Source organism: Nostoc sp. CmiVER01 (genome assembly GCF_034531135.2).
Lineage (GTDB): Bacteria > Cyanobacteriota > Cyanobacteriia > Cyanobacteriales > Nostocaceae > Nostoc.
Genome location: NZ_JAVRBU020000009.1, coordinates 34,299 through 48,942, shown reverse-complemented (window position 1 = coordinate 48,942; position 14,644 = coordinate 34,299). Strand labels below are relative to the sequence as shown.

The following is a 14,644-nucleotide window of genomic DNA, read 5'->3' as shown; positions in this document are numbered from 1 at the left end:
GTTGGTTCTACTTCAGGATAAACAACAAGCGTCATGAACCAGAAATCAAGACAGCAGCAAGTAATTAAAGCATTTGAAGATTTTCTGTCTACCCCCCTAGAAACGATACTGCAACGGCATCTCAACACTCAAACTTCGGCAGCTTTGAGTTTTTTTCACGATGTCGCGGCTAATGTACCTGCCTACAAGGCTTTTTTAGCAGAGAGGGAAATTAATCCCGCGACTATTCAAACTTTAGAGGAGTTTCAAAAACTACCAGCGATCGCTAAACAAAATTATATACTGCGCTATCCTTTAACTGACTTGTGCCGCAACGGACAACTCCAAGGATGCGACATGATAGCTGCGTCTTCCGGTTCTAGTGGTAAACCGACATTTTGGCCTCGTTTTTTCACAGATGAACTCCAAATCGCCACACGCTTTGAACAAATTTTTCACGATAGTTTCTATACAGATACCAGACGTACCCTAGCAGTGATTTGTTTCACTTTAGGTACTTGGGTAGGTGGAATGTTTACTACTAATTGCTGTCGTTATCTTGCTAGCAAAGGTTATCTCATCACTGTAATTACCCCTGGTAACAATAAAGAAGAAATTTTGCGAGTTGTTCAAGAATTAGGTTCAGCATTTGAACAAGTGGTGTTATTGGGATACCCGCCATTTTTAAAAGATGTGATTGATACTGGTATCGCTTCTGGTGTGGAGTGGCAGCAATATCAGATTAAGTTAGTTATGGCGGGAGAAGTATTTAGTGAAGAATGGCGGAGTTTAGTTGGTGAAAGAGTTGGTTCACAAAATCCTTGTTATGATTTTGCATCACTTTACGGCACTGCGGATGCAGGAGTTTTGGGTAATGAAACACCGTTAAGTATCTGCATTCGCCGTTTTTTGGCAGAAAATCCTAATGCTGCTAGAGCTTTATTTGGGGAATCACGTTTACCCACGCTGGTACAGTATGATCCTTGCAATCGCTTTTTTGAAGTTCAAGATGGCGGATTGCTGTTTTCGGGAGATAACGGTATTCCCTTAGTCCGTTATGACATCTTGGATACTGGCGGGATAATTAGTTATGATGCCATGCTGCAATTTTTAGCAGAATGGGGATTTAACCCTGTTGCAGCGTTAGAAAACTCCCCACTCCATACAGACGCGATTAATCGCGTCTCTACCCACTCACCTAGAGGTATTCATCAGCTACCTTTTGTTTATGTCTTCGGGCGTTCTAACTTTACAGTTTCTTACTTTGGCGCAAATATCTATCCTGAAAATGTGACGGTGGGATTAGAACAACCAGGAATTCAAGAATGGGTGACGGGTAAATTTGTGTTGCAGGTGAAGGAAGATGCAGATAAGAATCGATTTTTATCTGTGGTTGTGGAATTAGGAGCAGGGGTAGAGGGTAGTGAAGAGCGAAGACAAGCGATCGCATCTTCTATTCTTTCACAACTGCTACGTTTAAATAGCGAGTTTGCTAATTATGTTCCCGCAGAATATCAAACACCACAGGTTACGTTAGCACCAATGGGTGATTTTGAATATTTTCCTATTGGGGTGAAACATCGTTATACGCGTCAATAACGATGAATCTGGAAGAAGACGCGATGAATCGCGTCTCTACAAGGGGGGATGGGGTGGTTGTTCGTGTTGGGCTATGCCCCGCCGTAGGCATCGCGTTCCCAATTGATTGGGTTATTGATAATATATTGTCTAATGCGATCGCGGGCGAATTCATTACGAATTATGTTGTCATGAAACCTTTCTTGCCATCCAAAACCTTCATAAATTTGATTAATTTCAAATGTACATCGTCCTTTGTACCACCTAACAATTTTAGAAAGAGAATTTTTAGACAACATCGGATTAAATAACCCAGTAACCCCACCCCGTTCCCCATCCCCCCGTTGACTTGTAGAGACGCGATTCATCGCGTCTTCTTCCAGTGTTCGTGGATTCATCGCGTCTCCTTCCTGTGTTTGTAGATTCATCGCGTCTCCTTCTCGTATTTGATTAATAACCAAAATCCCATGAATATGATTAGGCATGACGCAAAACGAATCTATCTGACAATTAGAAAAATGCTCAGGAATCTCGTACCACAATTTATGAGCAATTTCCCCAATGGGTGATAACTGCATTTCACCCTGCACAACCTTACCAAAAAAGCATTTTTTACCGTAGGTGCAAATAGTAACGAAATATCCAGCATTGCTAGCATAACTCCATGCTGGTAAACGGGTTGAATCAATGCGATATTTACCTTTGTATTTAGGTTTGTTGTTTTTTGGTTGAGGATCGGAATTATTCATGATTACATCTTTGGTTGATACAAAAATTTATGCAATTATTGCTTTGCATTGATGTAATTGCCAACCCAAAAAACTCGGAATTATTGGCGCTATGTAAATGACGGGAAGGAAGAAGACGCGATGAATCGCGTCTCTACAAGGGGGGATAAAAAAACGATGCCTGCGGCGGGCTACGCCTACGCATTCCCATTCTGTTCACAATATCTGTTTGATTAGGGGCATTGCATTTCCTGGATTGCGGAAATATTAGACGCAATAGATTTACGAGACGCTTACAAGAGGCGATTCATCGCGTTTTTACAAGGGATTCCTGCTTCTACATTTCGCCTATGTTTTGTCTCAAGGAAGTATTTTTCCTTCCTACTCTCCATTTTTCACTTTCTCTTGTTGATTGCCAAGCTTGATAAAAAGTAGGGTAGGGCATACTTTGGGCGCACTTCCAGATAACTTGGTAGCAATTATCAAATAGTCCAAAGTGGTTTTTGTAAGTTTCAGGTGATAAGTAATTCTTCAACACGCTGACAACACTCGGCATCTGTTCCTCTAACAGAATTTGCCCTAGGCTTTCTGCCGCTTGGCATCGGGTAGAATTATCCAATTGTGGATTGCCGATTAACTCCACCAAAGCATCAATCGCTTTTTCGTTGCCTGGGTCTATTTGCCCTAAGCTTTCTGCCGCTTGCCTTCGGGTAAAATCATCCAGTTGTGGTTTGTCGATTAACTCCACCAAAGCATCAATCGCTTTTTGGTTGCCAGGGTCAATTTTCTCTAAGCTTTCTGCCGCTCGCCTTCGGGTAAAATCATCCACTTGTGGTTTGCCGATTAACTCCACCAAAGCATCAATCGCTTTTTGGTTGCCAGGGTCAATTTCCCCTAAGCTTTCTGCCGCTCGCCTTCGGGTAAAATCATCCAGTTGTGGTTTGCCGATTAACTCCACCAAAGCATCAATCACTTTTTGGTTGCCAGAGCCAATTTTCCCTAAGCTTTCTGCCGTTAGGCTGAGGGTATAATCATCCAGTTGTGGTTTACCGATTAACTTCACCAAAGCATTAATCGCTTTTTGATTGCCAGGGTCAATTTTCTCTAAGCTTTCTGCCGCTAGGCTGAGGATATCATCATCCAGTTCTGGTTCGTAGATTAACTTCACCAAAGCATTAATCGCTTTTTGGTTGCCAAAGCCAACTTTCTCTAAGCTTTCTCCCGCTTCCCTGATGGCATAATCATCCAGTTGTAGTTCGCCGATTAACTCTACTAAAGCATCAATCACTTTTTGGTTGCCAGAGCCAATTTCACCTAAGCTTTCTACCGCTAGGCTGATGGTGTAAGTAGGTGAGCGTGGTTCGCTGATAAACTCCACAAAAGCATCAATCGCTTTTTGGTTGCCAGGGTCAATTTTCTCTAAGCTATATGCTGCTAGGCTGAGGGTATCATCATCCAGATGTAGTTTGCCGATTAACTCCACCAAAGCAGCGATCGCTTTTTGGTTGCCAGAGCCAACTTTCTCTAAGCTTTCTAGCGCTTGGCTTCGGGTAGAATCATCCAGTTGTGGTTTGTCGATTAACTCTACCAAAGCATCAATCGCTTTTATGCGATTTGTCTGAGGCAGTACTGTCCTTGCTCCCTCTGCGATTGGTGTGAGAAATTTTACACACTTGTTTTGCTCAACCTTAAACTCGCCAAAGCCCCATTTAACGATTTCCGCCACAATAGTATCTGCGTTGCAAGAATCTTTCCACTCATCAACCCCCGCAGCAGCAAGAAAATAAGCACGAAACTTGTAAAATCCACAACTATCATCAAATTCCACCAACGCCTGAATAAACTCTTCTTTCTTCTCCCTCCCCACATCCTCATGTCCCAACCACAGCAAAATCACCTCTTTCCACTGCGGTGCAAAAATGCGATAAACGCCTAGCGCGGGGTTGTCGGGAACATGATTCAGAAACTCGTGCCAATCAGCGATCGCTAACGCTGCAAAATATTCCTCAAATGTGGGATGGTAAAAAGCGTAAACTTTCTCTTTCGTTGCTGATTCCGCAGCCAGTCCAACTTCATTTAGCCATCCCAACTTTAACGCTAACGAAAATAAAGAATCTTGCTGTTTTGCATCACCTAATTCCTCACGCACCAACTTATGACGTAGCCGAAACCGTGACGCTTCTTGATCAATTGCCCGTTTTGCCAAACGTCCCAACGCAGCGTTTAATTCATCTTGCTGCTGTTCGGTGGTAGGGAAGCGGTTTTCTTTCCACTTGTAAACCTCTTCCACAAACTGCTGATAAAGTCCGGCTTTAGTTTCCGGTAAACCTTTGTCGGAACCTTGCCAAGTGCTACACAACAGCGCTAACCGCAAAGGATTTTTAACTAAATCTTGGATGCGCTGACGTTCAGCTTTATCTAATTCCTGCCATAATCTTTCGCCTTTGTCTGCATCCTTGTTGTGAAACCAACGCCGAATAAACTCTTGCACTTGTTGCGGATATTCAAAATTGAGTAACCGATACGTCTCAAAATTTTCTAAAGCGCCGCCGTTTACTTCCCAAACATTCATCCGACAAGTCAGCACAACCCGCGCATGTTTCACCCATCCCGTCAACTGCTGGGAAATCTCAGTTAATGGTTGGAGTGAAGACATTTCATCTGCTGCATCCAACAACAACCACACACGATTATTTTTGAATAAATCTGCAAAAGCGTTTTCCTGTTCTTCTTTTACACGCACGACTTCTAAAGCATTCTTCAGCCAATCTTGTAGCAGATAATTTTCTAAACTCTTTCCTTGCAAGTCTGCCAAAGAAATCCAAATTGGTAAACCCAGATTCTTCTTTAATATCCAAAAAGCTATAGTTTGCAACTGAGTAGTCTTGCCTGCACCCGGTTCCCCAATTAAAGCGATGCGGTGTCCTTGAGTTTTACCAACACCATCACGGATAATTTTCTCTAAAAAAGCCTGATGTTCAAATCGCTGCTTCTCTTCATAACTCGGTTCGTAAAGCCGCGAACCTTGTTCTGCGGAAATATCCTCGCTGCATTTCTTCGGTTTGTTACGTTCTACCAATGCTAAAGGGACATGAATTGCCTCTAGCTCAAATTTCATCTCATCATCAGCAAACAGCAACTCATTTGTGGTAAGACGCTTGTGCTTTTCCAGCATAGCGCCGCAGATTTCTTGCCAATCGAAGCTATTATCTGTTGTTTGTAACTGGAATGTTTCTTTTAAATTCGTCTTTTGGTATTCCTTCCACTTTTGCTTAACCACCTCTAGATTCTCTTTTATCGTTGCTGTCTGATGTTTTAGCGTCAGAGTAAATTTCCAATAACCTTGATTATTCGCGGCTTTTTGCGGTTCTCGCACTCCCAACTTCCATAGCCAGTCAAGTGCAATTTGAAGCTCTTGTAATTCTCTGTCTTTCTGAGAAACGTTAGATTCTGCTTTTTGCGGGGGAAGTTTTAAAGTTTTGCCAGCATCTTTAATCTGGTTGAGTAAATATTCCTTCTTTGTACCAACTTCAGTTGTTTTGCTTCTGTTTCCTCTTGTTTGTTGGCTTTTATATCCGGTAATTCGCAACTTCTCAGCATTCCAGACAACGCAAAGTGGAAGTTTTGACTCACAATCTTGCTTTTCCGAGAGTTGCAGCAATCCTTCTACCAGACTGAGTACATTCTCTAAAACTGATTCATCTGCACGAATATTTCTTGACATCAGTCAAATAATTTTTAATTACCCAAACAAACAAGCTTCCCCAAGCCGCAAAAGCTGACGATACAAGCATTATAGACGTTGCGTGGGGGATGTGTCTGGGGAAACACCCAAAAAAATAATTGACCTTGTAAACTCAAAAACAAGGTGAATTTTAGATGTCAGCTAAAAAACGTGGTAAAAGTGCAAGTCAAAGAGCGATGTCTACGACGGGTTACGCCTACGCTTTCTTGCTAATTTTGCAAACAATATTAATTGGCGTAAATGCCGAAAACCGCCTTCAGCAAGGAGACTCACCAATCGAGGTTTTAATGTGGATGATTAACCAGTGTATTCCAGTCCTGAAACAAGCTAGCAGTTTCCAAGAAAAACAGAAAAAGAGCCTATTACCCAGACATCCTCATTCTGAGAACAAATAATATCACAAACCCTCTTTGCTCGGTGTACACACAAGTCAAATTACCCCCCTCAATCCCCCCTTGGAAAGGGGGGAAGCCGGAAAGAAATCTAGTACCCTCCCCTTTACAAGGGGAGGGTTAGGGTGGGGTAAAATCTTGTTTAATCAGCTATTTCAGACTTGTGTACACCACTGTAGCCTTAGCAAGGGTGAGCTTCTTCAGGTTTAAAAAGTAATTAAGTGGACAAGTCCATTCGTTCAGAACACAAGTCCATTCGTTCAGAACACAAGTCCATTCGTTCAGAACACAAGTCCATTCGTTCAGAACACAAGTCCATTCGTTCAGAACACAAGTCCATTCGTTCAGAACACAAGTCCATTCGTTCAGAACACAAGTTCATTCGTTCAGAACACAAGTCCATTCATTCAGAACACAAGTTTATTGTCGTGTAATTACTGAGCTAGTATTCCAATCTTCTTACAAGAAACACCTTTTTTTGCAAATTTTACTGAACTACGATACTGTTCCATTGAGACACTCTAGAAAGATAAAGTTTAATAAAAAGTATGCATTAATGCTATGCCAAAAAAGAATCTCTCCCGTGCTAGAAAAAACCAAACAGAGGATAAAATTTATTTGATGGTAATTTGGTCTATTTATCAAGACGTAAAACAACCAATCTCAAACATTACCGTTTTAGGGATTACAGTATGCCCGTTCTGCTAATGTGGCATCTAATACGAATGGATTGTCATTACCTTGAAATTTTGCGATCGCATGACTGCGTTCTATTTCAGTAATATCAGGTAGGTCTTGCTGATTCCATTTACACAAAGTCTGACGCTGATTCTGAAAATAATTTCGGTCTACGCTCTCAGCCTGATTCCGATAGATGGTGTAAAAGTAGAACACTGCCCTAGCTATATCCCCTTTTACTTTCTCTCTCGGCTCAAATTTGGCAGATCCTGATTCGCTAAACTCGTCAATTGCACTACTAGGAATTGTAGATTGAACAGTATCATTTCGATACCATTTCTTAGTTATTGTGTCGGCTATATCGTCGAAGGGTTTATTGCCTCGCTCACTATTGATATCTTCTCGTGCAGGAAATAGATGATGAAGGTCACTTCGGGAATTACTTTTGTCAGCACCTTTACTCTGTGGCCAAACATGTTCCGTATTTAGCCCTAATTTGTCAGCTTCCTGACTAGGATCGCCATTGCCAGTTAAACGAATTGGGTAATTGGCATAAATATCTGTCACAATCCCTGCTCGGTTATCAATAATGCCAAACATTTCGTCTCTTGCGCGATCGTAATTCAAAATTTTGCTAGGCGTATACTCCTTAGCTAGTTCGTCAACTAGAGCGAATTTTGCTAATTGAGGCAATATAATTGCCGAATCACTCGCGGGAGTGGGTTGACCAACAGGAGGGATGGTGTCACTTACGGGAGGTTGGTTAACAGGAGGGATGGTGTTAGAGGTGGACTGGTTAGTAGGTAATGTAAACGCTGCAATCACCGGATCGTGGTCGCTGACAGGTCTACTAAAGCCAACATTGACATGTACAATGTCAATTTCCGGTTGAGCAACACGAGAAAGATTTTCACTGACTAACAAATGGTCAATAAGTTCAAGATTTCCACTGAATTTGAAACTAAAGCGATCGCTAAGAGGTAAACGATCAGTCAGATTTTCCAGAATGTTACCCTTCAAGGTCTTCAGAGGTAGGGAATCTGGTACATCGTTTAAATCACCCAGTACAATTACTTTGGCTTGCGGGTCAACTTGTAATAGTTGCGCTACGAATTCATTAACGATTTCGGCTTGTTTCACTCGTTGAGCGTCGGTGGGAGAACCCCCTCTTTTAGAAACAAAGTGATTCGCAATAATAAACAGTTTTTGCTCGTTAAATATAAACTCTGCCGCAAGTGGCTTACGGCTTTGCTCGAAAGCACTATTTGTAGGGTCAATGCGACCTGGGTTAAGCGAAAGGTCAAGACCATTTGACCCTTGAATAACAGTCACAGCATCTAATGAACCGACTCTTCTGGGCAGTTTTGCTAGAGTTATCCGGCTGGGTCGAAATAATAAACCGACACGGATATTACCTCCAGGTTCTCCACCATCTTCATCGTCACGGGGCGGAATATCAACAAAATCGTATGCTGGACTACCGATGTTTTCGAGTGCAGCAATCAGTTTTTGGTAAGTCTGGTTTGCACTCACAACGTCATCATTGATTGGCCCGTTGTTATCCTGAACTTCAATTAAACTGATGACATCTGGTGCATTCAAATTATTGAGAATAATTTTGGCAATATTATCAAAACGTCGATCTTTCGGATCTAAATTCTCGACGTTAAAACTTGCAACAGTCAATACATCCTCGGAATTTTTTAGAGATGTTGTTTCACGTTCTGGAACTGAAGGTACAGGAGTTGGCAATTGAGCTATTGGACTAGCTTGCAGTGGACTAATCCATACAAAGAAGATGAAAGCAATACTAAGTAGTAGCAATTTAATAAATTTCATTCTCTCTTCCAATGAATGTATTTTCTAGATTAGTCTTCTTCTTAATAGAGTTCAGTTAAGATAAGCTTTAGCTTAGGTAAAGCTTGTGTTCCATTCAACCTATACAAATTGATAAAAATTAGAGCTATTTTCTAAAAAAGCTTGTTCAATAATAAGTTATACCGTTTCTTTGTGAAGCTGCATATATTTACCCCCCAGCTACGCCGTCCCCCCTTATCAAGGGGGGACTACAGGGAAGTCTTATTATGTGCATCCTCATACAGAATTGGTATTATGCTGCAAAAGTCTTGAGGATGATGATAATTACAAAGATCGTATATATATGTTTATTTCTCTTTTTGATGATTGCTTTGTTTCGGCTCATAGAGAAGCCAACTGAGGCAAATACCTTCCAAGAAACTGAAAAGCAGACAATCAGAGTTTTATTTATCGGCAACAGCTATACCTATGTCAATGACCTTCCTTGGTTGACACAACAGTTGGCTGAGTCAGCAAAAGAAACTAGAATGCTCGAAACTGAAATGGTTGTCGTCGGAGGAGCTATCCTCAAAAATCACTGGAAACGTGGTAAAGCACTCAGGATATTGAGAGCGAAACGCTGGGACTACGTAGTACTTCAAGAGCAAAGTACCTTACCGATTACTAATCCCAAGGAGATGTACAAGTACGCCAGTCTGTTTGATGCCCAAATCAAGCGAGTGAATTCTCAAACAGTATTCTACTTGACTTGGGCAAAGCAAAATCAACCAGAAACGCAACAGATATTGACCGATTCATACATGACAATTGCGAAAGAACTGAAAGCCAAAGTTGCACCTGTTGGAATAGCTTGGCAAAAAGTTCAGGAAGCTAATCCAAAATTAAACCTTTATAGTCCAGATCAAAGCCACCCTAGTCCTATTGGTTCCTACGTAGCAGCTTGCGTATTTTATACAATATTTTTACAGAATAGCCCAGTAGGATTAAGTCGCCGTATATACAGTAGTCAATTTAGTACCCCAGAAGAGGGGAACAGACTTGAATTGGAAAGTTTAAGTGAAACAGATGCTGAAATAATTCAAAATTTGGTTGAGTGCATCGTCAGGAATACTTGATGAAGGTAGTGTAATCTGGCATGATTACCAGGTTAGTTTTTTTGGGTATGTGGGTAGTATAAATTACCGAAACAACTAATTTGGCAGATGCTGATGTTCAAAACTAAATTATCACAATCCCATGCTTGGGGCGAATTTTCCACCTTGAGGTTAATGCATCGCCATATTGGCGCGATCGCAGTTCTAATTTTAATCAGCTTACTGAGTTCATTGAGTGGAACACCAGTTAACCATACCATCTCTAACTGCTGGGAAGGCTTTATCTGGGGATTGGCAGATCCAGTAATTGGCTTGAATTGTTTAGTTGGTATTATTGCTATTGGCTTACTATCATCTGTATTTGTTCGTGGTGCTGCGATCGCTGGATGTTTTGTCTTAGCATCAATCTTGGGGATTGTAATTCATACATTTCAGCTAAATTTGCCAGGTACAGAAATAGCGATCGCCATTTCTACCATCCTTTTTGGTACTATGCTGATGATGCCAAATCAACCAAACTTTATAGTACTTGCTCTGGTGGGCATCAGTGCTGGTTTATTTCAGGGTTACGCTGATGCCGAATCTATTATTGGCGCAGGAATCATGCCATTAACTGCCTATATGCTAGGCATGACCTTAACTCTGTTTGCAGTTGCCATGAGTGCCAGAAAAATTGGTAGTGCAATGGGTATGGGAGTAAACCAAATTTTACCCTGGAAAATTACTATTGCTGGCTTCGCTTTCTGTGCGATCGGCATTGTGTTTTTGAGCAATTCAATAATCTAAATCACATATTTCAACTTAGTAGAATACATTTATTTGTGGGGGCGTGCAGCTAAGTGTACGCCCTCACTACGTCTTTAGACTGAAAAATTTTCCAGTAACCAAATAACACAGGGTTTTAGTGAATAAGCTGATGCACCTCTGCGCTAATCTAGAGGCTATATATAAATAAAGCGTTATGACACCCGAAGAAATTGCTGGTACGCTAACAGAATTATTTGGCACATCGGCCGTTGGTACGTTGGCGCAGCCCGTCGTAGAGATCGCTCCTGGATCTTGGCAAGTAGACACTTCAGTTTTCCGGCTGTTGGTGCTGCTTTCTGAAGATAATACTTGGTTGCGAGTTTTACTACCTATTGTACCTATCCAAGAAGCCCAACCATTTTTAGAACAGTTCCTAGAAGCCAATTTTGATGACACTCAAGAAGTACGTTACGCTTTGTTTGAAGGGGTGATTTATGGAGTATTTCAACATAACAGTAGCACTTTAGTGGGTGCAGATTTATCCAATGCAATCAATCGACTTGTATCTATCCATGAAGCTGGATTAGATAATGTCTTTAATCGATTAATAGAAAGCCGTATCCGGCAAATTATTCAGGCAGCAAAACAGCAAGGACAATCTCTGCAAGCTACTATGCAAACTTTGGAACGCTTTTATGCAGAAGGATTGATGGGTGAAATAAATCAAAGTTCAGAGGCGCGAGAAGAAGTTTTAGTCGCTTGGCGACGTCAGTTAGAACGTTTATGGAATGAGGGTTAATTTCAATTTTTAATAAGTATTTATATCCACACCACATTTTCATATAACCAATTTTATAAATATATATTTATCATGGATATCATTGAAATCCTCAAAGAAGACTATCAAAGATTCCCAGTAAATCAAACTTACAGCATTTACGCTCCAGACGTTTATTTTCAAGATCCACTAAATAAATTTCGTGGCGTTAAACGTTATAAGAAAATGGTTAATTTTATCCAAACTTGGTTTTTAGATCCCAAGATGGACTTACATAATATTCAACGTTTAGGAGACACAATAAAAACTGAGTGGACACTAAGTTGGAATACTCCTCTTCCCTGGAAACCACGAATCTCTATTCCTGGTTGGAGTGAATTAAGTCTCAACTCTGATGGTTTGATTGTCTCCCATGTCGATTATTGGAATTGTTCACGTTTAGATGTGGTGAAACAGCATTTATGAAGCTTCTGGGTTGAGTTCAATAGAGCTTATTAACGTTGGGAAGTAAGATTCTAAGCTTCTCTCCTTTTAGGCTATGGTGTACACACAAATCTTAAAAACCTAGTTTGTTAAAGCTTTACTAAGCCATTACGAGCAACATGGCAACATTAATAACTAACGTTAAAGCAATTGTTCAAAAAACCAAGTGCTATATCTGAATTAAGAGAAATTACTCAGTTTTATATATTAGTTTTTTAAAAAATAAAAAAAATATTCACTAATTTTACTGAAGCAGCAAACAGCTTTACTAAGCCAAACTAGCTTTAGAACCCTCTCTAACGAATATATCTGTGTCTCATCCAAAACGTAAATCAGTGTTTTAGAAAAAGCTGAATTGAGTTGGCTGGACTAAAAACAATTGATTTAAGTATGGTTTGGTGATAATTGCTATTTGCGAAATATGGCTCAATCAATTGAGCAATTCTGTACTATGCTTGATGCTGATAAAATCGCTTTATTTATGATTGACTTTTCCAAAAGCAAAAAGCAAATCCCACTTGTTCATTAAAACCATTGGTTGTGGACTGCTGCGACACTTCTGGTAGGCTTCTCTACGAGATGCTGCGCGTAGCTTACTTATATCTACGCAATTTCTTCTATCCACTTATGCTCTTTGATAAAGAAGCTTTAGGTGTAGTTAATATCAGGCAATATCATGCATATTTAATTATGCATTTTGTAGCATAGGCTCATTTTTGGTGATATTGAAAATCGCGCATTGCAGCATTTTCAATAATTTTGCTTGTCTAATTGCTAATTAGACTTTATAGTAATACGGTGTTTTCCCTGACAATTATTCGGCAAATTTTTACCATGAATTATTCTCACAAATTGCAGAAGTATTTGGCTACTTTCTCTTTATCTGTAGTATTAGTAGCTGATTTAGTAATCACACAAAAAGCTCCTCCAGCTTTTGCCCAGACGGTAAATTCATCTATCGGTAATGGTGTAACATTCAGTTGCAATGATAGTGAAGCGACAATCAAAGCTAAAAATGGCCCAAGAGTAGTTCAAGGAAATACAGCCTTTTATATTGGTTATCAGCAGGTTTCATCTAATAATAAAAACCCTGTAACAATCCGTTTTAATAATGGTATTAAAACATGGTGTAGAACTGACTACGAAACAACGAATGACGATGGTACAGGTTATGGATTGTATTGGGATGGAGCGAATGTTTTATATGGTGTTTACTCCTCCACTGGTAGTCAGACTGGTAGTGATTTTCGCCGCTTTGCAACTGGGCGTTGGTTGTCTAGCTATGGTAGCGGAGGTGGGCCAAAAGTCGCGGTTATAGCCCGAATTAATCCAGCCAATGGTCAGGTTAACTATGCCACATTTTTAACTGCCAAAAAGGCGGATAATGGACAAACTAACTCTTTAGTTGTGCAAAATCTATCATGGAATGGCACAAATTTGACTGTGCAGGCAAAGTCATGGTGGACTCCTCGTGGCGCTAATACAAATTCTATGACTTGCACTGGTTCATCACCTTATCAATACACAGCAGTATTCACTGGCGATTTAACAAAGGTGAACTCGGCTTCAGCTCCTACGTGTAAGTAAAGGCTAATGATTCAGCTATCAAACTGCAACGCGAGAGTCATTAAATCTTGAGATACTACTCCGTCAGAGAACATTACACGATATCGGCGCACTAAATCAGTTGTGAACAATAAGATCCCCGACTTCTTAAAGAAGTCGGGGATCTTAGTTTCTCGATTTTCACAACTCATTTAGGATTGTTATAGCTTCTTTGGCCTTATTTGAAGTATTTTGTTTGATTGTTAAGAAAAATCCGGGTAATGGATAGCCTTTTAAAAGAGAGGTTTACAGAGAGATCAGAGTAAACTAGAAGCGCTATAATCAGGTTTCTCAAATACCATTAAATGCTGTTGAGGTAACAAGTTTTTAGTTTCACGCCAAACCAAACCAACAGCTTGCATTTCTTTACGAACTTGCTTTTGAGTCATTTTGTGCAGAGCTTTAATCATAATAAAGGGATTTTCACCCCGGTACTCAACCAGCACTACCCGACCACCTGGTTTAAGTGCTTTCACAATTCCTTGCATCACTTCTTGGGGATATTCAAGTTCATGGTATGCATCCACCATCAACGCCAAATTTATGCTTTCAGATGGTAAGTTTGGGTTACTAAGAGTTGCTAAAACAGGCTCAACATTGGTGATATTTTTCTCTTTTTTGAACAACTCAATGATTTCCAACATTTCTGGCTGAACATCTACAGCTAATACCTTACCTGCTGTTAATAGCGGCGCAATGCGAAAGCTTAAGTAACCTGTACCAGCACCAATATCTGCGACTACATCGCTAGGTTTTAGGTTGAGGAGGCTGACGATTTTACTTGGCTGTTCCTCTCTCTCTCGGCTTGGACGTTCTAGCCAGCCTGCACCTGTATATCCCATAACTTTGGCAATTTCGCGCCCCATATAATATTTGCCGATACCATCTGGACTATGGATTATCCGTTGTTCGTAAACAGTGCTGGATGAAGTTGCGGCTTGTGCTGTCAGGGTTGGATTCAGCAGCAAGCAACTCAATATCACAATAAAAGTTACTATAAAGTGGAGAAAATTCAACAT

At 40.5% G+C, this 14,644-nt stretch carries 12 protein-coding genes; 8 read left to right on the top strand and 4 right to left on the bottom strand.

The genetic code is table 11. The features are described 5' to 3' along the window. Positions 1–33 precede the first annotated feature (33 nt). Positions 34–1,578 carry a phenylacetate--CoA ligase family protein gene (locus RMZ43_RS16525; RefSeq protein WP_322652461.1) on the top strand — a complete coding sequence of 515 codons (1,545 nt, stop codon included), beginning with the start codon at positions 34–36 and terminating at the stop codon, positions 1,576–1,578. A gap of 71 nt (positions 1,579–1,649) precedes the next feature. Here the strand turns inward: RMZ43_RS16525 and RMZ43_RS16520 are convergent, their stop codons facing one another. Both RMZ43_RS16520 and RMZ43_RS16515 read right to left on the bottom strand, forming a co-directional pair. Beyond that, entirely contained in the window at positions 1,650–2,306 is a 657-nt protein-coding gene (locus RMZ43_RS16520) for a transposase (protein ID WP_322652460.1), read from the bottom strand. A gap of 316 nt (positions 2,307–2,622) precedes the next feature. Next, positions 2,623–6,009: a HEAT repeat domain-containing protein gene (locus tag RMZ43_RS16515; protein ID WP_428850743.1), complete on the bottom strand. Its 3,387-nt coding sequence runs from the start codon at positions 6,007–6,009 to the stop codon at positions 2,623–2,625. 155 nt (positions 6,010–6,164) lie between these two features. Between RMZ43_RS16515 and RMZ43_RS16510 the strand changes: the two genes are divergently transcribed. Together RMZ43_RS16510 and RMZ43_RS16505 are read left to right on the top strand one after the other, a co-directional pair. After that, positions 6,165–6,425, top strand: a complete 261-nt coding sequence (locus RMZ43_RS16510) for a hypothetical protein (protein ID WP_322652458.1) — start codon at positions 6,165–6,167, stop codon at positions 6,423–6,425. Between the two features lie 218 nt (positions 6,426–6,643). Further along, entirely contained in the window at positions 6,644–6,856 is a 213-nt protein-coding gene (locus RMZ43_RS16505) for a hypothetical protein (protein WP_322652457.1), read from the top strand. 244 nt (positions 6,857–7,100) lie between these two features. Here RMZ43_RS16505 and RMZ43_RS16500 read toward each other — a convergent pair whose 3' ends face one another. Further along, positions 7,101–8,939: an endonuclease gene (locus RMZ43_RS16500; protein ID WP_322652456.1), complete on the bottom strand. Its 1,839-nt coding sequence runs from the start codon at positions 8,937–8,939 to the stop codon at positions 7,101–7,103. A gap of 293 nt (positions 8,940–9,232) precedes the next feature. Between RMZ43_RS16500 and RMZ43_RS16495 the strand changes: the two genes are divergently transcribed. The 5 genes from RMZ43_RS16495 (at position 9,233) to RMZ43_RS16475 (ending at position 13,607) form a co-directional block, all read left to right on the top strand. Further along, positions 9,233–10,033 (top strand): hypothetical protein, encoded by an 801-nt coding sequence (locus tag RMZ43_RS16495; protein WP_428850742.1) that lies wholly within the window; start codon positions 9,233–9,235, stop codon positions 10,031–10,033. 93 nt (positions 10,034–10,126) lie between these two features. Continuing rightward, positions 10,127–10,798: a HupE/UreJ family protein gene (locus tag RMZ43_RS16490; protein ID WP_322652454.1), complete on the top strand. Its 672-nt coding sequence runs from the start codon at positions 10,127–10,129 to the stop codon at positions 10,796–10,798. A 175-nt stretch (positions 10,799–10,973) separates the two neighbouring features. Continuing rightward, positions 10,974–11,558, top strand: coding sequence for a leucine zipper domain-containing protein (locus RMZ43_RS16485; RefSeq protein ID WP_322652453.1), 585 nt, complete (start codon positions 10,974–10,976; stop codon positions 11,556–11,558). A gap of 72 nt (positions 11,559–11,630) precedes the next feature. After that, the gene (locus tag RMZ43_RS16480) at positions 11,631–12,002 is read left to right on the top strand and encodes a DUF2358 domain-containing protein (protein ID WP_322651804.1); all 372 of its coding nucleotides are present in this window, start codon (positions 11,631–11,633) and stop codon (positions 12,000–12,002) included. An 852-nt stretch (positions 12,003–12,854) separates the two neighbouring features. Continuing rightward, positions 12,855–13,607: a hypothetical protein gene (locus tag RMZ43_RS16475; protein ID WP_322652452.1), complete on the top strand. Its 753-nt coding sequence runs from the start codon at positions 12,855–12,857 to the stop codon at positions 13,605–13,607. A 275-nt stretch (positions 13,608–13,882) separates the two neighbouring features. On the opposite strand, the gene RMZ43_RS16470 is transcribed toward RMZ43_RS16475, so the two are convergent. Then, positions 13,883–14,644, bottom strand: a complete 762-nt coding sequence (locus RMZ43_RS16470; RefSeq protein WP_322652451.1) for a class I SAM-dependent methyltransferase — start codon at positions 14,642–14,644, stop codon at positions 13,883–13,885.

Coding starts and splice junctions, on each gene's coding strand:
- RMZ43_RS16495 (WP_428850742.1), top strand. CDS start 9,233: ATGATGATAATTACAAAGATCGTATATATATGTTTATTTCTCTTTTTG.
- RMZ43_RS16525 (WP_322652461.1), top strand. CDS start 34: ATGAACCAGAAATCAAGACAGCAGCAAGTAATTAAAGCATTTGAAGAT.
- RMZ43_RS16500 (WP_322652456.1), bottom strand. CDS start 8,939: ATGAAATTTATTAAATTGCTACTACTTAGTATTGCTTTCATCTTCTTT.
- RMZ43_RS16510 (WP_322652458.1), top strand. CDS start 6,165: ATGTCAGCTAAAAAACGTGGTAAAAGTGCAAGTCAAAGAGCGATGTCT.
- RMZ43_RS16480 (WP_322651804.1), top strand. CDS start 11,631: ATGGATATCATTGAAATCCTCAAAGAAGACTATCAAAGATTCCCAGTA.
- RMZ43_RS16470 (WP_322652451.1), bottom strand. CDS start 14,644: ATGTTGAATTTTCTCCACTTTATAGTAACTTTTATTGTGATATTGAGT.
- RMZ43_RS16520 (WP_322652460.1), bottom strand. CDS start 2,306: ATGAATAATTCCGATCCTCAACCAAAAAACAACAAACCTAAATACAAA.
- RMZ43_RS16475 (WP_322652452.1), top strand. CDS start 12,855: ATGAATTATTCTCACAAATTGCAGAAGTATTTGGCTACTTTCTCTTTA.
- RMZ43_RS16515 (WP_428850743.1), bottom strand. CDS start 6,009: ATGTCAAGAAATATTCGTGCAGATGAATCAGTTTTAGAGAATGTACTC.
- RMZ43_RS16485 (WP_322652453.1), top strand. CDS start 10,974: ATGACACCCGAAGAAATTGCTGGTACGCTAACAGAATTATTTGGCACA.
- RMZ43_RS16490 (WP_322652454.1), top strand. CDS start 10,127: ATGTTCAAAACTAAATTATCACAATCCCATGCTTGGGGCGAATTTTCC.